The sequence below is a fragment of the Micrococcus sp. TA1 genome (genome assembly GCF_014199555.1).
Classification (GTDB): Bacteria; Actinomycetota; Actinomycetes; order Actinomycetales; family Micrococcaceae; genus Citricoccus.
Window position 1 is genome coordinate 355,313 of sequence record NZ_JACHNW010000001.1, and the last position, 17,883, is coordinate 373,195.

At 68.5% G+C, this 17,883-nt stretch carries 18 protein-coding genes; 9 read left to right on the forward strand and 9 right to left on the reverse strand.

The annotated features are described in order from the left end of the window. Positions 1-84: 84 nt before the first annotated feature. Positions 85-444: a helix-turn-helix transcriptional regulator gene (locus GGQ69_RS01470; RefSeq protein ID WP_183523664.1), complete on the forward strand. Its 360-nt coding sequence runs from the start codon at positions 85-87 to the stop codon at positions 442-444. Beyond that, complete coding sequence (locus tag GGQ69_RS01475; protein ID WP_183528158.1) at positions 441-1,040, forward strand: cadmium resistance transporter; 600 nt, start codon at positions 441-443, stop codon at positions 1,038-1,040. The genes GGQ69_RS01470 and GGQ69_RS01475 overlap by 4 nt, the downstream gene beginning before the upstream one ends. Positions 1,041-1,140: 100 nt before the next feature. Here the strand turns inward: GGQ69_RS01475 and GGQ69_RS01480 are convergent, their stop codons facing one another. The 3 genes from GGQ69_RS01480 to GGQ69_RS01490 all read right to left on the reverse strand — a co-directional run bounded on the left by GGQ69_RS01480 (position 1,141) and on the right by GGQ69_RS01490 (position 3,962). Further along, a complete protein-coding gene (locus tag GGQ69_RS01480; RefSeq protein ID WP_183523666.1) occupies positions 1,141-1,890 on the reverse strand; it encodes a cytochrome c biogenesis CcdA family protein in 750 nt (249 codons plus the stop codon). A gap of 222 nt (positions 1,891-2,112) precedes the next feature. Beyond that, complete coding sequence (locus tag GGQ69_RS01485; RefSeq protein ID WP_183523668.1) at positions 2,113-2,490, reverse strand: helix-turn-helix transcriptional regulator; 378 nt, start codon at positions 2,488-2,490, stop codon at positions 2,113-2,115. A gap of 101 nt (positions 2,491-2,591) precedes the next feature. Continuing rightward, positions 2,592-3,962 carry a phenylacetate--CoA ligase family protein gene (locus GGQ69_RS01490; RefSeq protein ID WP_183523671.1) on the reverse strand — a complete coding sequence of 457 codons (1,371 nt, stop codon included), beginning with the start codon at positions 3,960-3,962 and terminating at the stop codon, positions 2,592-2,594. A gap of 185 nt (positions 3,963-4,147) precedes the next feature. Here GGQ69_RS01490 and lspA point away from each other — a divergent pair, with 185 nt between their 5' ends. The 5 genes from lspA to GGQ69_RS01515 all read left to right on the forward strand — a co-directional run bounded on the left by lspA (position 4,148) and on the right by GGQ69_RS01515 (position 7,644). After that, positions 4,148-4,663 carry a signal peptidase II gene (gene lspA, locus GGQ69_RS01495; protein ID WP_183523674.1) on the forward strand — a complete coding sequence of 172 codons (516 nt, stop codon included), beginning with the start codon at positions 4,148-4,150 and terminating at the stop codon, positions 4,661-4,663. Between the two features lie 85 nt (positions 4,664-4,748). Further along, a complete protein-coding gene (locus tag GGQ69_RS01500; RefSeq protein WP_183523677.1) occupies positions 4,749-5,081 on the forward strand; it encodes a helix-turn-helix transcriptional regulator in 333 nt (110 codons plus the stop codon). A gap of 139 nt (positions 5,082-5,220) precedes the next feature. After that, positions 5,221-6,138, forward strand: coding sequence for a cation diffusion facilitator family transporter (locus GGQ69_RS01505; protein WP_183523680.1), 918 nt, complete (start codon positions 5,221-5,223; stop codon positions 6,136-6,138). Positions 6,139-6,220: 82 nt separating this feature from the next. Further along, positions 6,221-6,949 (forward strand): thioredoxin domain-containing protein, encoded by a 729-nt coding sequence (locus GGQ69_RS01510; protein ID WP_183523683.1) that lies wholly within the window; start codon positions 6,221-6,223, stop codon positions 6,947-6,949. Between the two features lie 110 nt (positions 6,950-7,059). Beyond that, the gene (locus tag GGQ69_RS01515; RefSeq protein ID WP_221243441.1) at positions 7,060-7,644 is read left to right on the forward strand and encodes a vitamin K epoxide reductase family protein; all 585 of its coding nucleotides are present in this window, start codon (positions 7,060-7,062) and stop codon (positions 7,642-7,644) included. A 365-nt stretch (positions 7,645-8,009) separates the two neighbouring features. Here the strand turns inward: GGQ69_RS01515 and GGQ69_RS01520 are convergent, their stop codons facing one another. The 6 genes from GGQ69_RS01520 to GGQ69_RS01545 all read right to left on the reverse strand — a co-directional run bounded on the left by GGQ69_RS01520 (position 8,010) and on the right by GGQ69_RS01545 (position 16,433). After that, entirely contained in the window at positions 8,010-9,332 is a 1,323-nt protein-coding gene (locus GGQ69_RS01520; protein WP_370577054.1) for an MFS transporter, read from the reverse strand. A gap of 323 nt (positions 9,333-9,655) precedes the next feature. Then, positions 9,656-11,035: an MFS transporter gene (locus tag GGQ69_RS01525; protein ID WP_255459381.1), complete on the reverse strand. Its 1,380-nt coding sequence runs from the start codon at positions 11,033-11,035 to the stop codon at positions 9,656-9,658. 241 nt (positions 11,036-11,276) lie between these two features. Continuing rightward, positions 11,277-12,017 carry an SDR family NAD(P)-dependent oxidoreductase gene (locus GGQ69_RS01530; RefSeq protein ID WP_183523685.1) on the reverse strand — a complete coding sequence of 247 codons (741 nt, stop codon included), beginning with the start codon at positions 12,015-12,017 and terminating at the stop codon, positions 11,277-11,279. A gap of 36 nt (positions 12,018-12,053) precedes the next feature. Then, entirely contained in the window at positions 12,054-12,818 is a 765-nt protein-coding gene (locus GGQ69_RS01535) for an SDR family NAD(P)-dependent oxidoreductase (protein WP_183523688.1), read from the reverse strand. Positions 12,819-12,876: 58 nt separating this feature from the next. Then, positions 12,877-14,187: a dihydrolipoamide acetyltransferase family protein gene (locus GGQ69_RS01540; protein WP_183523691.1), complete on the reverse strand. Its 1,311-nt coding sequence runs from the start codon at positions 14,185-14,187 to the stop codon at positions 12,877-12,879. A gap of 29 nt (positions 14,188-14,216) precedes the next feature. Continuing rightward, a complete protein-coding gene (locus GGQ69_RS01545) occupies positions 14,217-16,433 on the reverse strand; it encodes a thiamine pyrophosphate-dependent enzyme (RefSeq protein ID WP_183523694.1) in 2,217 nt (738 codons plus the stop codon). Positions 16,434-16,606: 173 nt separating this feature from the next. On the opposite strand from GGQ69_RS01545, the gene GGQ69_RS01550 reads away from it, so the two are divergent. Further along, a complete protein-coding gene (locus tag GGQ69_RS01550) occupies positions 16,607-17,260 on the forward strand; it encodes a GntR family transcriptional regulator (protein WP_183523698.1) in 654 nt (217 codons plus the stop codon). 24 nt (positions 17,261-17,284) lie between these two features. Then, positions 17,285-17,833, forward strand: coding sequence for a VOC family protein (locus GGQ69_RS01555; protein WP_255459382.1), 549 nt, complete (start codon positions 17,285-17,287; stop codon positions 17,831-17,833). Positions 17,834-17,883 lie beyond the last annotated feature (50 nt).

A 17,883-nucleotide genomic window follows, 5' to 3' on the forward strand; every position in this document is an offset into this window, starting at 1 on the left:
GATCCGGTGGCCGGTGGATGTCGGCGCTCTGGGCGCGCATGTCGGGCGCGGGGTAAGGACAGCAACCGCTGTATAGTTCAGTACATGCTGACTATTGATTCCCGTGTGGATGTGATGAACCGGTTGGGGCGGGCGATGGCCGACCCCACCCGGTCCCGGATACTGCTGACTTTGCTGGAGCACCCGGCCTACCCGGCGCAGCTGGCCCGGGACCTAGGGCTGACGCGCTCGAACGTGTCGAACCATCTGGCCTGTCTGCGGGACTGCGGGATCGCGGTCGCCGTGTCCGAGGGCCGCCAGACCCGGTATGAGATCGCCGATCCGCACCTGGCGCGGGCGCTGACCGCCCTGGTCGATATCACCCTCGCGGTGGATGAGAGCGCCCCCTGCCTGGACCCGGCGTGCTCCGTGCCCGGCTGCTGCCGACCGGGGGTGCGGGCGTGATCCTGTCCTCGATCCTGCAGGCGATCGGCCTGTTTTTGGTCACGAACATCGACGACATCATCGTGCTCTCCCTGTTCTTCGGCCGCGGCGCCGGCCAGCGCGGGACCACCGCCCGGATCCTGGTCGGCCAATACCTCGGCTTCGTCGGCATCCTGGGCGCGGCCGTGCTCGTGTCGCTGGGCGCCGAGGCATTCCTGCCCCCGGAGGTCATCCCCTACTTCGGGCTTATCCCCCTGGGCCTGGGGCTGTGGGCCGCCTGGCAGGGGTGGCGCGGGGATGACGACGATGACGACGAGGCCAAGATCGAGGGCAAGAACGTCGCCGCCTGGACCGTGGCCGGGGTGACCTTCGCCAACGGCGGGGACAATATCGGCGTCTACGTCCCGGTCTTCCTCAGCGTGGGCCCGGGCGCCGTGGTCGCCTACTGCGTCGTGTTCCTGGTGCTGGTGGCGGGGCTGGTGGGCCTGGCCAAGTTCGTGGCCACTCGCCGCCCGATCGCCGAGGTGTTGGAACGCTGGGAGCACATCCTGTTCCCCATCGTGCTGATCGGCCTGGGTGTCTTCATCCTGGTCAGCGGCGGGGCCTTCGGCCTCTGACCGCGTCAGTTCCCCCCGGGCCACGCACGGCCCGCTCATCCCCGCCCCATCGGCCCGGTCACTCCTCAGTAACCGAACTGGTGGGGCGGGGTTTCTGGTTTTAGACGGGGGTGGTGAAGGTGCCGGCTAGGTTCTGCAACTGGTACATCCACAGCATCCACAGCCCGGAGACCATCAGGACACCGACCAGCACGAGCAGCGAGCCGCCGATGATGTTGAACACCCGGATGTTGCGGCGGATGTAACTCAGCGCGGTGGTGACCCAGTTGATGCCGGCCGCGGCCAGCAAGAAGGGGATGCCCAAGCCCAGGCAGTAGACAAAACCCAGCAGCGCTCCGCGCCAGGGGTCGCCGGTGGTGGTGCTCAGCGCCAGCACGGCGCTCAGGGTCGGACCCATGCAGGGGGTCCAGCCCAGGCCGAAGACCACCCCGAGCAGCGGGGCCCCGGCCAGGCCGGTCCGCGGGGCCAGAGTGGGCTTGACGGTGCGCTGGAAGAGGGAGAACTTGCCGACCATGACCAGGCCCATGACGATGACCAGCACGCCCAGGATGCGGATCATCGGGTCCTGCCAGCGCACCAGCCAGTGCCCGATGGTGCCGAACGCCGCCCCGTAGAGGGTGAAGACCGCGGCGAAGCCCAGGATGAACAGCCCGACCCCGGTCAGTACCCGGCGGCGGTTGTCCGGGTGGGTGGGGTTGGCCAGCCCGGAGACGTAGCCGAGGTAGCCGGGCACCAGCGGCAGGATGCACGGGGACAAAAATGAGACGATCCCGGCGATCATGGCCAGCGGGGCGGCGATGAGCAGCGCCCCGGAGTTCACCATCTCGGCGAAGTAATTTCCGATGCTCACACCGCCCCCCGTCCTGCGGTGCGGTCCATCGGGCCGGCACAGACACCGTGGACGCGCTGGCGGAGAACGGCCCCGGACCTCGTCATCGAGGGGGGCAGGGTGACGGTACGGGGCACGACGGGCAAACTCCAGAGATCGGGGGGGTGGGGTCCACCGGTGGGACGGGCTGCCCACCGCAGGGGTTTCACTGCGGCGGACGCCGTACACCTGGGTCGGTGGTAATCACGGGGTGGCGGCGTGGTCCTGGCGGTGCTGCCGGGCGGCAATGCCGTAGCTCGGGCACAGGTCCACCGCACTGCCGGTGGCAGTCAGGAGGGCCTCGGCGGCAGCGAGCAGGTCCATCAGTTCGGGGCGGGCCAGGGAGTAGTAGACGCTGCGCCCCTGGGGGCGGCCCTGCACGAGCCCACAGTCACGCAGGCAGGCCACGTGAGCCGAGACGGTGGACTGGGCCAGGCCCAGTTCCCCGGCCAGGTCCCCGACGCGGACCTCCCCCTGGGCCATCCGTTGCACGATGGCCAGGCGCTTGGGGTCCCCCAGGGAATGGAACAGGGCCGCGGCCGGATCCAGGTTGGGCTCGGCACCGTCAGAGATCATCGCCATCCACCGATCATAACAACGCGGTCAGCCGCCCCGTGTCCCCGTTCGAGCGGTGACCGGTCCGGTGCCCCGCGGCGCGGCGGGGCCCGGTGGGGGGCGTGCCGTCAGGACGGCTTCCAGGGGATGACGGTGCGCAGTTTGCCTCCGGCGGACAGCTGAGGGGGCTCAGGGTCGAGGGTCACCCGCACGTGTGCCAGCCCCTGGTCGGCCAGCACGCGCCTGAGCTGGTCGCAGGCTGTCTGGCCTGCCCGGATGGGGTCCGTGCCGGGCATCGGGCGCAGGCGCACAGCGAGGCTGGCCGGGCCGGTCTGGAGGATTTGGGACTGCTGCACATCGGGGACGCGGTCCAGGGCCGAGCTCAGGGTCAGCGGGGTGAGCGTGGCGGTGGTGCCGTCGAGGCGGGAGAAGGGCAGCAGGTCGGCGGCGCGGCCCTGGACCCGCAGGGCCGGCAACGGGTTGGCGCAGGGGCAGGGGTCGGGGCGGACCAGCACGCTGTCGCCGAGGTCGTAACGCAGGATCGGCTGGACGCGGTTGGCCAGGTTGCTCACCAACACGGTGTGCGAGGGCTGCCCGTCGGGCACGGGCTCGTAGTCGGCGTCGACCGGCTCGAGCAGCACCCAGTCACTGTTGACATGCAGCCAGTCCTCGGTGCAGCTGTAGCTCAGGAACGGGCATTCGGTGGCGGCGTAGCTGTGGCGCACCGTGGCTCCGAAGGCCTCGGAGATGCGGGCGTATCCGCCCTCGGCCAGCCCCTCGGCCGCGAGCACTACCAGGACCGGATGGATGTCCAACCGCCCCGCTTGCTGTTCGGCGGCCAGTAGTTCCCCGGCGGCGGCATAGGGGGCCAGCACGGCCGGGCCGAAGGCGTTGAGCTGTTCCACCAGTTGCGGTAAGGGGTCGTGCACCGAGAACACGCCGATGCGGGCGGCGGCCGGCCCCCGGCGCAGCCCCGCGGTGACTGCCCCGGACGCGAAGTGCGCGCCGGTGGCGGCCACCACGGCCAAGCGCCCACCCCGGGTGAGGATGCGCACTAGGTCGGTCGGGGTGAGCCAGTCGTGGAGCATCCGCCCGGCCATCGCGGCGGTCACGGCCATGGACCGGTCATCGAGCAGGTACAGCCCCCGGACCCCGGTGGTGCCCGAGCTGGTGGCCACGGTGTAGCGGCCCAGCAGCCGGTGGCCGATCAGGGCGGGATCGGCCACGAAGGCCTGGACGCCGGCCAGGGTGAGGGCCGGGTCGGTCACCCACTCGTCGAAGTGGGCCATCAGCTCGGCCTTGGTGGTGCTTGGCAACACCTGGGGGTCGGTGATGCGCTCGGGCAGCCCCTGGTAGCGGCGGCGGTAGTACGGGGAGCAGGTCCGGGCGTGCGCCACCATCGCCGCCAGGCGGTCCCGTTGCCGGCGCACCAGGGCCTGGGGGCCGCCCTTGCGGGCGGCGCGCGCCTCGAGCAGCAAGCGCAGGGTCTGTTTTGGCATGTCACGTCCCGAGGCCGTCAGGGCAGGTGTCCCCGGGGCGCCATGGGTGGCGGTCGGCGGGGGCGCCACCGCCGGGATCACCCATTATTGCGCTAATATCGTGCCATGACGATCAAAAGCAACGGGGCTGCGGTGCTGCGCCGGCGTGGGTTGGCTCGGCCCACAGCGGCCGGGGAGCCGGCCGCATGAGCGCTGCCCCGACCCGCCCGGTCGGCACCCAAGCCCGCGGCGGGCGGCGAGCCAGGATCTCCCTGCTCGTGACGGCGCTCGTGCTGGCCGCAGTGGACCTGGTGGTCAAGGCGGCCGCGGTCGCCGCGCTCTCGGGCGGGGAGACGGTGGATCTGGGGCCGGTCAACCTGCGCCTCTACTACAATCCCGGGGTGGCATTCAGCCTGGGTGCGACCCTGCCCTCGTGGGTGATCATCGCCGCTACGGGGCTGATCATCGCCGGGCTGCTCTGGTACCTGTGGTCCTCGGTGTCCACCCTGAGCGCGCTCTCTCGTGCCGGGGGCGCCGTGTTGCTCGGCGGGGCCCTGGGCAATTTCCTCGACCGCCTCGACGGAACCGGGGTGGTGGACTATCTGCACACCAGCTGGTTCCCCACCTTCAACCTCGCCGACGTCTTCGTCACCACCGGGGTGATCGCCCTGCTGCTGGGGACGATGTGGCACCCGACACCCGACCCCGCGCCAGAGCCGTAACAGCCCCTGGCCATGCCCGCTTCGACACCCGGTCGCCACCGGCAACTCCCGGCGACGGTACACGCGATGCTGTACGGTTTTGGGTATGAGCACCGCGACCCTCACGCACGCCTCGGCGTTGTCCCGGCTGGGCCATGCACTCTCGGACGACACCCGGACCCGGATTTTGCTGACCCTGCGCACCGGGCCGGCCCGGCCCTCCCAGCTGGCTCAGGATCTGGGGGTGTCCAAGCAGGTGATGTCCAACCAGCTGGCCTGCCTGCGTGGCTGCGGGCTGGTGACCACCACCGTCGAGGGCCGCAACGTCTGGTACACCCTGGCCGACCCCCGGCTGGGCCAGGCCCTGGGGGAGCTGCTGGAGCTGACCGTGGCCATCGACCCGGACTGCTGCTCCGCCCAGGGGTGCACCTGCGCATGAGCACCCTGACTCCCGGCCCCCTGTCGACAGAGTGCCGCGCAGACTGTGTTTGCTGCCGGGACTGAGCCTGCCCTCCGCCTCCCCGGGGACGGGCGGGTGGGGGTGCGCTGATGATCGATCGAGTGGAAGAGATGCTGGTGTGAGCGGACACGATCATTCCCATGCCCCGCCGGGGCCGGGCCGGCGGGGCCGGCTGGCCGTGGTCTTCGGTATCACCGCCACGATCATGGTCGCCGAGATCATCGGCGCGCTGGCCTCGGGCAGCCTGGCGCTGCTGGCCGACGCCGGGCACATGTTCACCGACTCCGCCGGGCTGCTGATCGCCCTGATCGCCGCGTCCCTGGCGCTGAGACCGGCCACGGACAAGCGCACCTGGGGGTACCAGCGGGCCGAGATCCTCGCCGCGGCCGCGCAGGCGGCGGTGCTGCTGGCCGTGGGCGGCTTCGTGGCCGTGGAGGGCGTGCGCCGGCTCCTGGACCCGCCCGAGGTCGAATCCACCACCATGTTCTGGTTCGGGGTGATCGGGCTGGCCGGCAACCTGATCGGCCTGGCGATCCTGGCCTCGTCCCGGGGGCAGAACCTGAACATGAAGGCCGCGTTCCTGGAGGTGCTCAACGACGCCCTGGGCTCGGTCGCGGTCATCGTCTCGGCGATCGTGATCGCCACCACCGGCTGGAGTCGGGCCGATGCGGTGGTGTCGCTGCTGATCGCCGCGCTGATCGTGCCCCGGTCCCTGATCCTGCTGCGCGACACCATCGAGGTGCTCATGGAGACCACCCCGCGGGGCCTGGACCTGGAAGCGGTCCGCACCCGGTTGGGCCAGTTGCCGCACGTGGTCGAGGTGCACGACCTGCACGCCTCGCGCATCGACTCCGACACCCCCGTGCTCTCCGCCCACGTCACCGTGCGCGATGACTGCCTGACCGCGCAGCATCTGGGCACCGTGCTGGCCGATCTGCAGCGGTGCGTGGCCGAGGACTTTCACGTGGCCATCGAGCACTCCACGTTCCAGATCGAACCGGCCGCCCACCGCAACACCGAGACCCACCACCACTGACCCGCCACCCCTCACCCTCGACCCACCCATCCCTGATCCCGCCTCCGACGGCACCGCCGTTAGAGACCAAACGGAGCCCCGCATGAGCACACCCACCGGCAATCCCCCCCGAACTTCAAAGAAGGCCAAAGTCATCGTCTGGGCCGTGCTGGCCGCCCTGGTGCTGGTCGGGGTGGTGGCCTTCTTCGCCGCCCGGGCCCAGTCCACCCCGGACACCGCCCCGGCGCAGGCCGGACAGACCGCCTCCTCCGGGTCCGGGCAGACCGCGGCCTCGCAGGCCGCTCCGGTGGTGCGCCCGGACAGCCGGGTGCTGTCCCAGGCCCCGAACGAGCAGGCCGTGCTGGTGGAGTTCCTGGACTTCGAGTGCGAGGGCTGCAAGGCCGCCTACCCGGTCGTGGAGGAACTGCGGGCCGAATACGCCGACACGGTGACCGTCGTGCACCGCTACTTCCCGCTGCCCGGGCACCCGAACTCGATGACCGCCGCCGTCGCCGTGGAGGCCGCCGCCCAGCAGGAGGCGTACGAAGCGATGTACCAGCGGATGTTCGAGACCCAGGAGCAGTGGAGCCACAGCGCTGAGGACCGCAGCCCGGTGTTCCGCGGCTACGCCGAGGAGTTGGGCCTGGACATGGCCGCCTACGATGCCGCGGTGGCCGACCCGGCCACCCGCGCCCGCATCGAGGCCGACGTGGCCGACGGGATCGCCCTGGGCGTGCAGGGCACCCCGACCTTCTTCCTGGACGGGCAGCTGCTCACCCTGAACACCCTCGAGCAGTTCCGCGCCGAACTCGACGCGGCCGCAAGCAACTGAGCCGCCCCGTGAGCACCCCTGCCCCCGACACCCACTCGCCCGTGTCGACCACCGCCGAGTACCCCGCCGAACCCCCGACCGGCGCCGAACCGGCCTCCGAGGAGGCGGGGATGCCGGCTCTTGCCCGGCACCGCCCGTTCGGTCTGGTCCTGCTGGCCACCGGGGTGGTCGGCTGGGTGGCCTCGGCGATCCTGGTTCTCGAGCGCCTGGCCCTGTACGAAGACCCCGGTCACACCACCAGTTGTGACATCAACCCGTGGGTGTCCTGCGGGCGGGTGATGGGCACCTGGCAGTCCGAGTTGTTTGGCTTCCCGAACCCGCTGATCGGCATCGTGGCCTTCGCCGTGGTGCTGGCCACCGCGATGGTGGTGCTCTCCGGGGCTCAGCCCGGCCGCTGGTACTGGGCCGGGTTGCAGGCCGGGGTCACCCTCGGGATGGCCTTCGTGGCCTGGCTGTGGTTCCAGGCCCTGTACGAGATCTACATCCTGTGCCTGTACTGCATGATCGTCTGGGCGGCCATGATACCGCTGTTCATCCTGCTCACCACCCGCAACCTGGCTCGCGGCGTGATTCCCGCCCCGCCGGTGGTGGTCCGGTTCGCCACCGGCTGGGCCGGGACCCTCATCGCCGTCGCCTACGTCGCCGTCGCCGGCTCCGTCTTCGTCCAGTTCCTCCCCGCCTTCACCGGCTACTGAGACCATCGGCCTCACCACCACACCCAGCAGCGCGACCGGTTCCTAACCGTGTGCGAACTTCGCACAGGGTTGATCCTCTACTGTTGGCCTGACGTAATCAGGCTTACGGGCCCGCATGGACACCGCTCCGTTGATAGGGGCGCCGCCAACGCCCTCCCTCCAAAGCCACACCGGGGCATGACCGGGGGAGTGTCCCGGTTCCAAGGAACTGGGACGGTCGCTGTCGGTCAAAAGTTGGCGGCACGGAACTCAGGAGGCGTCCGCGGACTTTGTCGCGGGGAGACCCAAGAATGTCAGCTAAGAATGGCTGCACTGTGCAGGGCCGCCGCGAAAAAGACACACGGAGGCTCCCGTGCCCGCCGGGTTCACGACGGTCGCTGGGCCAGCCTCGCAGCCAGGAGACCACCGGTGCAGAACATGACGGTCAGGACCAGCACCAGCAGCAGGGGAGCGGTCCAGCCACCAGAGGTCGCATTCAGCCAACCGGCCAGGGGCGGAGTGATCGTGGCGACCAGGTAACCACCGGTCTGCACCCACGCCGAACCGGAAGCGGCCTCTGCGTCGGTGACGGCCACCCGGGCGATGATGGAGAAGATGGCGGTGAACCCACCGCCCTGGGCGATGCCGCCGATGATGGACCACAGCACGTAGGCCTCCGGGGCCAGGAGCAGGCCCAGTGGCAGGATGATCCAGAGCACTCCCATCACGGCCACCGGGACCCAGAGCCCACGGGCCCGGAGCGTGAGCACCGGCACCCCGAAGGCCCCCACGATCGCCGCCACCTGGAACAGCGACGCCGTGGCCCCCGAGGCTCCCGCGGCCAACCCCATGGCATCACTCAGCAGGGTCGGCAGCCAGGTGGTGGTGGCGTAGTAGGCCCCGGACTGCCCGCAGAAGGCCACGGTGAGCAGGACGATGATCAGCCGGAAGCGGGGCCGGCCGGCGCCCGGGCCCGGCACCGCCCCCGTGGCCGGGGCGGAACTGGTCGCGGAGGCGCCTGCCGGCGTCGGGGTGTCCCGGACGCCGTCCGCGGAGGTGGCCGGGGGCGCGTCGGTGGGGCCAGGCTCCGGGGCAGCGGTGGCCCGGGTGCGCAGGCGCCGGGACCACCACAGCCAGTAGACCAGCCCGATGGCGGTGAGGACCGCCCAGGCCGCGATCGCCCAGCGCCAGCCCACGGCCTCGGCCAGGGGCGCTGTGACCAACAACGTGAGCATGGAACCCACGTTCATGGCCGCCGAGTACGCGCCGGTGGCCAGGGACACCTGGCGCCAGGGCACGTCCCGCCGGATGATCACCGGCACGGCGATATTGCCCAGGGTGATCGCGACGCCGATGACCGCCGTCCCGGCCAGCACCACCCAGGCCGGACCCGTGGAGCGGATGACGGTGCCCGCGAGCACACCGGACAGGCAGAGCAGGACGACCACCTCGGGGCCGAAGCGGCGGATCCATCGGGTGGCCAGCGGGGTGGCCAGGGCGAAGATCAGGACCGGCAGGCCGGTCAGCAGGCCGGCGCCGACGGCGTTGAGTGAGGTGTCGGCCTGGATCGGACCGAGCACCGCGGTCGGCGCGATGATGGGGGCGCGCAGGTTCAGGGCGAGGACGACGATGCCCGCGATGACCCAGGGCAGGGCGGGGCGCAGTGCTGGCGAGCGGTTCGTGGCGGACTCCTTCGGGGCTGTGGGCACCGGACGGGTGACCGCCCTCGAGCCGGACCATGGCGCTGAGCGTGCCCCTGTCAGTCTGCCAGTCTGCGGGCGCCCGTCCCGCTGTGGGTACGGCGAGGGCCCCAGCCCAGGCAGTGGCTGGGGCCCTCTGTCAGCCCCCGCACCTCCAGGAGGACCGCTTCACGTTAGGGGCAATGCCATGCGGTGAGGGACTGCAGATCAATAGCATCTGTTGATCCCATCCGACACGAAGACGCCGGCGTTTGCTGCGCAGGTGACGAATCCAGCCATGGTGGCTGGCTGGATCTGCGGGGGCAGGGAGATCCTGGTGTTCCTTGATGCTGTTACTTCTTCTTCGCTCCGAGTTCAGTGGTTGGAGTCTTCGCGGTCTCGGGGCTGAACAGCGCGCACAGGGCGGAGATGGCTATACCTCCGGCTGCGAAGAGAGAGACACCGATCCAGTTGTTCGTCTCTCCGTTGATCGTCTGGGCGATGGCGGGCGAGAAGCCTGCGATCACCAGGCCGAGCATGAGGCTGATCGCCATCCCGCTGTATCGGACCTGAGCGGGGAACTGCTCCGGGAAGTAGACCGGGTAGATGCCGTTTGCTGCCGCGTATGCGAAGGACATCAGCAGAATGCCCAGGATCCACACCAGCCAGGTGTTGCCGGGTCCGGCATGAGCAAGGGCCCCGAAATACGCGATGACTAACACGATCATCCCGATACAACCGCTGACGAATACTGGCTTGCGTCCAACTTTGTCGGAGAGATGTCCGAGGATGGGGACCATTACGAGAGTGCCCAAGTTGGACACCGTGATCAGGGCGAGCATCTCACTGTTCGAGATGCCCGCGACCTGGGTGCCGTAAGCAAGGGAGAAAGTGCTGAACAGGCCGACCATGAGCAGGAACAGTGCCATGCCGGCCACTCGCAGCATCTGCAACGGGTAGTTCTTCAACAGGTAGAACAGCGGGACCTTGACAGTCTCACGATGTTCCTTGACTTCTTCGAAGACCTCAGGCTCTTGCAGTCGTGCCCGCATGAAGACCGTTACGACGGTCACGAGGATGCTGAGCAGGAAGGGGATGCGCCAGCCGAAGCTCAGCATGAATTCTTCGGGCAGCAGGTTCAGTGGGATGAAGATGGCCGAGGAGAGCACGAGGCCAGCGGTGGCGCCTGCGATCGTCCAGCTGGCGTAGAAGCCACGTCGGTGGTCTGGGGCTGTCTCCATGGAGAGCGAGGCCGAGCCCGGCGATTCGCCACCTGCCGAGAGGCCCTGGAGCAGGCGCATCAGGACGATGATGATTGGGGCCCAGATCCCGATGGTTGCATAGGTGGGGACAAGGCCGATGATGAACGTTGCGACGCCCATGAGTACGATGCATGCCATCAGCGCCTTCTTACGGCCGACAACATCGCCGAGCCATCCCCACATGACTGCTCCGAGGGGGCGCGTGACGTAGGAAACACCGACCGTTGCGAGGGCGAGGATCTGGCCGGCGCCACCTTCAGCGGGGAAGAAGAGCGGTTGCAGGTACAGTGCGGCTGCCGTCGCGAAGATGTAGAAGTCGTAGTACTCGAGCGTGGTGCCGACGAAGCCCGAGGCAGCGGCATTGCGTGCGTTTTTGAGTTGTCCCGCGTCTGGCGCGAGGGCTGCGGGGGGCGCAGCTGGGGTCTGGGGGGGCATGACGTTTCTTTCGTGATGAGCGTCGGTGATGGTCAATACGGGTCGCGAGAATGTAGTCACTGCCACGGATACTGAGGGGTTTCAGTGTTCACCTCGGCCTTTCTCGTGGATGTGGGATGAGGCCGGCTGGAGAAGTGTGAACGTGCCGCATGGGACCCGCCGGAGCGAAGCAGGACCAGAACCAACCGTTGTCCTAACGGGAAGACGGCCCATGCGGCGGGTGAGTTCGGGTTGATGTGGTCCCGTTGTCGAGCGTGGCTACCGAGATGGATGGTCGTCAGCCGGTCATGTAGAGGCCGCCGTTGACTTGGATCAGTTCCCCGTTGACGAAGGACGCCGCTTCGGAGCACAGGAAGGTCACCACGGTGGCTACCTCCTGTGCCGTTCCGTGCCGTCCCAGCGGGGTCTGTTGCAGGAGGAGTTCGCCGTTGGTCGTCACGAGGGTGTCGGTCATCTGGGTGCGGATGATGCCTGGGGCCACGGCGTTGACGCGGATGCCGCGATGCCCGATCTCCAGGGCGAGGCTGCGGCCGAAGGCCACCAGGGCGGCCTTGGTTGCGGCGTAGTGGGCGTGGTTGCGGCTGCCGCGGGATCCGGCCAGGGAGGCGAAGTTCACGATGGCTGCGTGATCGTGCAGGTGGGGCAGTACTGCTTGGGTGAGCTGGAAGACGGAGTCGAGATTGATCGACATCGTCTGTCGCCATTCCTGGATGCTCATGGACTCGACGTCGCGGTCCCGGTAGATGCCGGCGGCCGGGACGAGAGCGTCCAGTCCGCCGGCGATTTCCACGGTGGCGCGGACCTCGTTGAGCACGTTTTGGTCGGTGAGGTCACCGGCCACGGTCGTGATCCGCTCTGGTGCGCCCAGGGCGTCCGCGACTTCACGCAGCGCGTTGGGTTCCAGGTCCACGAGGATCAGCTGGGCGCCATCGTCGAGGAACAGTCGGGCGCATTCTTTGCCGATGCCTCCGGCGGCGCCGGTGATCAGCACGGTCTTGTTCGAGAAGTCGTAGGTCATGAGGTGTCTTTTCCGTGTGCCGGGGGTGGTGATTATTCACTGGTACCAGTTGCCGTCGATGGTCATGCCGCCGTCGACCATGAGGGTGTGGCCGGTGATGTAGGAGGAGCCCGGAGCGCACAGGAACACGATGGCTTCGGCGATCTCCTTCGGTTCGGCGAAGCGTCGCATCGGCACGCGCGCCTCGATGGGGGCGGGGTCGAGCTTGCCTTCGGTGATGAGCTGGTCGGTGAAGGGTGTGCGGGTATAGCCGGGGCCGACGGCGTTGACCCGGATGCCGTCCTGGGCCCACTCCACGGCCAGGGTCCGGGTGAGGCCGTCTAATCCCGCCTTGGCTGTGGTGTAGCTGGCGCGTTGGGGCATGCCGGTCTTGCCGGCGACCGAGGAGAGGTTGACGATCGCCCCGGTGTCCTGGGCGGTTAATAGGGGATGGGCGGCCCGGCAGGTACGCATCGATCCGGACAGGTGCACGGCGATCAGCGCTTCCCAGTCCTCGTCGGTCATGGTCGCGCTGGGCACCGGGCGGGAGTTGCCGGCACAGTTGACCAGGGCATCGAGCCGGCCCTCGGTTTCCTGGATGGAGGCGAAGGCGTCGTCCACGCTGGCCCGGTCGGTCACGTTGGTCACCACGCCTCGGGCGTGTTCACCGAGTTGTTCCAGGCCCGCCTGCAGTACGGCCTCGTTGAAGTCCAGCAGCACGGCGGTGCCACCGCGTTCTATCCACAGCCGGGCCGTGGCGAAACCGATACCGGAGGCGCCTCCGGTGATGGCCATGACGGGTCGGTTCTCGGTGACGGTCATTGTTCTCTCCTGGGGATCACATGGGGTGGACGGAGGCATGCGGTCAGGCCGCGTCGCATCAGAGCAGGATGCTCATGGGGTGTTCGATGCGCCGTTGGAAGGCAGCCAGCAGTTGGGCGGCCACGGCTCCGTCGATCACGCGGTGGTCTGCCGAGAGGGTGCAGCTCATGACGGTGGCCACGGCCAGTTCTCCGTCGCGGACCACTGGGCGCTGTTCGGCGGTCCCGACGGCCAGGATCCCGGCCTGGGGTGGGTTGAGGATCGCGGAGAACTCCCGGGTGCCGAACATGCCCAGGTTGGTCAGGCTGAACGAGCCTCCCTCCAGTTCCTGTTGCCGGATCTGGCTGGTGCTGGCCCGTTGCTTGTAGTCGGTCATGGTCCGGCACAGGGAGCTGAGGGAGAGGTTCTGAAGCCCGCGGACCACCGGGGTCAGCAGCCCGTCCTCGGTGGCGATGGCCACGGAGACGTTCACGCTGGTGTAGTGCCGAATGCTGTCGCCCTGCCAGGTCGCGTTGGCCGCCGGCACCTCACTCAGGGCCCCGCCGAGGGCCTTGAGGAGCAGGTCGTTGACGGTGGCCTTCTGCTCGGTCGCGGCCAGGGCGTCATTGACCTGACGCCGCAGGGCCAGCAGGGCATCCATCTCGACATCGACGGAGACGTAGAAGTGGGGGACGGTGGTCTTGGACTCGGTCAGTCGGCGGGCAATGGCCCGGCGCATCCCGGACAGCGGGACATCCTGGAAATCGTCCTCGGCCGGGATCGCCGGCGGAACGGGGGAGGGCGTCCGCACCGGGGCAGCTGCTCCCGCGGCCACCCCCTGGGCTGGGGCTTGGGCGGCGGCGGCTTCGACGTCGCGACGCAGAATCCGCCCGCTAGGCCCGGAGCCGTTCAGGGCGGTGACCTCCACGCCGAGGTCCTTGGCCAGCTTGCGCGCAAGCGGTGAGCTGAACACCCGGGACCCGGAAGTCGGAGCCTCGGAGTCCTGCTCCGTGGTGACGTCCACGGTGTTTTCGCGAACGTCCCGGTGGGTGGTCGGCGCCTCGCTGTCGTGGGGGACCGGTTGCTGGGCGGCACTGTCGGTAGCCCCTCCGGCGGCGACGATCTGCCGGTCGATGGCCGCCTCATCCTCGCCGGGTTCGGCGAGCACGGCGATGGGCTCGCCAACCGCCACGGAGGTGCCCGGGTCGATGAGCAGCCGACCGACGGTGCCGGCGGCTTCGGCCTCGAGCTCGACGGTGGCCTTCTCGGTCTCGATCTCGGCGATGGGCTGACCGGAGGTGATGATGTCCCCGACGGAGACCAGCCAGTTCTGCAGGGCGGCTTCGGTGGCGTCGGCCACGACGGCCGGCATGGTGATGATGGTTGCCATGGTGGGTTGCGTCCTTCGAGGGGGCGGGGTCAGGAAAGGCCGAGGTGGCGGGCGACTTCGTCGAAGCCGGCCAGGACGTCGTCCAGGTCGGCGTTGGCCGCGGCCTCCAGGACCTTGGAGATGCTGGGGGCGGCCTCGTGTCCGGTGACTCGCTGGATCGGCTGGTCGAGGTGGTCGAAGTACCGGCGCTGGATCTCGTCGGCCAGCCACCCGCCGTAGGACGTTCCAGAGGCGCCTTGTTCGACGATCAGGACGTTGTTGGTCTTGGCGATGGACGCCCCGATGGTGTCCCAGTCCAGGGAGGCCCGGTCGAGCCAGCGCAGGTCGATGACCTCGGCGTCCAGGTCAGCGCGCTGCTCGGCGGCCTGCAGCGAGAGGTCCACCATGTTGAGGTAGCTCAGCACGGTGACGTCTTGACCGGTGCGGCGCACGGCGGCCTTGCCGACGGGTAGCCGGTAGTCCAGGTCCGCCTCGGGGATCTCGCCCTTGACCGCGTAGAGGTCCACGTGTTCGAGCACCAGGACGGGGTCCTGCAGGTCCAGGGCGGTGTTCATCAGCCCGATGTAGTCCCGCGGGGTGGCGGGGGCGACGATGCGCCATCCCGGGTTGGTGGCGAAGATCCCGGCCGGGTCCATGGAGTGCTGGGAGCCGTAGCCGGCGCCCATGGCGACCTTGGAGCGCAGCACCACGGGCATCCCGGATTGGCCGCCGAACATGTGGCGGGCCTTGCCGATCTGGTTGAAGATCTGGTCGGCGGCCACCCATAGGAAATCCGAGTACATGAACTCCACGATCGGCTTGTAGCGTCCGGTCATGGACAACCCGCCGCCCAGGCCCGCGAAGGCGTTTTCGCTGATGGGGGTGCCCAGCACCCGGTCGGGGTAAGAATCCTTGAGCCCGCGGGTGGCGCCGTTGGTGCCGCCCTTGAGTCGGTGCACGTCTTCTCCGAGGATCACGACGCCTGGGTCGGTGGCCATCCGGCGGTCCAGGACATCGGCGATGGCGTCCACGAAGCGGCGCTGCGTCGTGGCGGGTTGGGCACTGTCCTCCAGGACCTCTCCGCAGAGGACCGGATCCATCCGCAGCCCCTCATCGACGGTGGCCGGGTCCGGCCACAGTGCCGGATGGATGCGGCGGGCACCCTTGGCGCTGGCCGGGTCCTTCTCGGTGATGCCCTCGACGACCTGGGTGATGACCGCGGTGATCCGGGCGCGCAGGTCCTGCAGCTGGTCCTCGGTGAGCAGCTTCCGACGCATCATCTCCTCGGCGACCTTGTGCAGCGGATCCCGATCACGCCACTGCTTCTCCTCTTCCTTGCTGCGGTAGCCGAAAGCGCTGCCGGGGAAGGGGCCGTTCTGGTGGAAGTAGCGGTAGGTCTCGGCCTCGATGAGGGTGGCACCGCGGCCGGCGCGCATGTGCTCGACGGCGGCCCGTTGCGCCAGGTACACCGCCAGCGGGTCCATGCCATCGACCCGCCAGGAGCGGATCCCGAAGCCGGGACCGCGGGCGGCCAGCCGGGGATCGCCGGTGACGTCGGAGACGTGGGTGGACACCGCATAGAGGTTGTTCTCGATGAAAAAGCACAGCGGCAGATCCCAGGCCGCGGCCAGGTTGAACGTCTCCAGGGTGGAGCCGATATTGGAGGCCCCGTCCCCGAAGTAGGTGACCGTCACGCCCATGTCCTGCGCAGCCCCGGAGCCGTCGATGACCTCGGCGTCATGACGCTGGGCCCAGGCGTTACCCGCCGCCAGGGGCACCCCTCCGCCCACGATGGCATTGGTGCCTAACGCCCCGGCCTGCAGCCACTGCAGGTGCATCGACCCGCCCCGGCCTCCGCTGAACCCGGCCTTCAGTCCCAGGATCTCGGACATGGTGCGGTGGATGAACTCGACGATCTGATCGTCCTTGACGCCGTCCACGATGCTCATGCCCTCCGGGCACAGGAAGGACAGGCCCTTGGCCAGGAACTGGTGATGACCGCGGTGGGTGCCGTTGACCCCGTCGGCCTCGCGCAGGGCCAGCACGGAGCCGACCGCCGCTCCTTCCTGGCCGATGCTGGAATGGGCCGGTCCGTGGACCAACCCTTCCCCGGCCAACTGCAACACGACCTCCTCGAAGATCCGCACCGTGTGCATCTGCACCAGCATGGATTCGAGCAATTCGGGCGCCGCGGCGTCCCAATCATCTCGAGTCGTGCGCAGCTCGGTGCACTCCGTCGAGTAGGTCAGTGGCGTGCTCGTGGACATAGGGGCTCCCCGTGGCGCGTAAGAGTGGCAGAAATGGATGTGCTTCGCCTCACACTACTGATAGATTGGATCCAATACAAGCTGAACGTCGGGGTAAATGCGTCGTTATCCCCCCGAAGGGATCCATTGGGTGAGTTTCTATGCTGGAGGGATCCATGACGACAGGAGCTGGGATGTTGAAGAAGTCCGGTGCGGCCAGCCAGCGCATCGCCGATGAGTTGAGGCGGCGCGTGCTGGCCGGGGAACTGGCACCGGGGACACGGATCCGTCAGGAGCAGATCGCCGAGGAGTTCGGCGTCAGTCGGCTGCCGATCCGGGAAGCCCTGCGCATCTTGGAATCCCATGGCCTGGTGACGCTGGTGGCCTCCACCGGCGCGTGGGTGAGCTCCATGAACTTGGCCGAGTGCCAGGAGACCTACTTGATCCGGGAACGGGTTGAGCCCCTGGCCTTAGGCCAAGCCATCGAGCAGATCACGCCGGAGACCATCGAGCAGCTGGGCGCGCTGACCACCCAGATGGAGAGCGCGGAGGCGGTGGATGATTTTGTTGAACTGGACCGCCAGTTCCACCTGCTCAGCTTTCAGGCTGCCGGCATGTCCACCTTGCTGGAGATGGTCGAGCGGCTGTGGAACACCACTCAGCACTACCGCCGCGCCTACGTCCAGTTGATCGGATCCGAAGGCCTGGGGGAGACCCACCTCGAGCACCGCCTGTTGGTGGCCACCATCCAGCATCGAGACCGTAGGTCCGCCGAGGAGCTGTTGGGGATGCACATCCGCAAAACGAGGCTGTCCTTGCTCAACCACCCCGAAATCTTTGACCGCTAAGCCCACCTCGATGGAGGACAGACCATGAGCGAGACGACCCACACGCCAGCGCAGACGATGCGGCGCGGCCTACCGGGCATCACCGGGACCGACCACATCGGTTTCACCGTGCCCGACATCGACCAGGCCCACGAGTTCCTGGTCGAGGTCATCGGCTGTGACCATGTCTACTCCCTGGGGCCCTATCCCCGGAATCCGGAGCTGATGAGCACGAAGCTCAACCTTCACCCGGAGGCGGTGATGCACCAGATCCGCTTCTACCGGTGTTTCAACGGGACCAACTTCGAGGTGTTCCACTACGAGGCCCCCGACCAGCGCCTCGAGCAGCCGCGCAACAGTGACGTCGGCGGCCATCACATCGCCTTCTACGTCGAGGACCTCGATGAGGCCGTGGCGTACCTAAAGGACCATGGCATCCAGGTCCTGGGAGAGCCGACCGCCAGCTCGGGGGCCAGCACTGGGCAGCGGTGGGTGTACTTCCTCTCCCCGTGGGGCATGCAGTTCGAGCTGGTGTCCTTTCCCCAGGGCAAGGCCTACGAAGCAGATGCTGAGGTGCTGCTCTGGAAGCCGTAGAGGCCTCTGGAGCACACCTGGAAACACGAAAGCGGGGCGGGGACCGATCG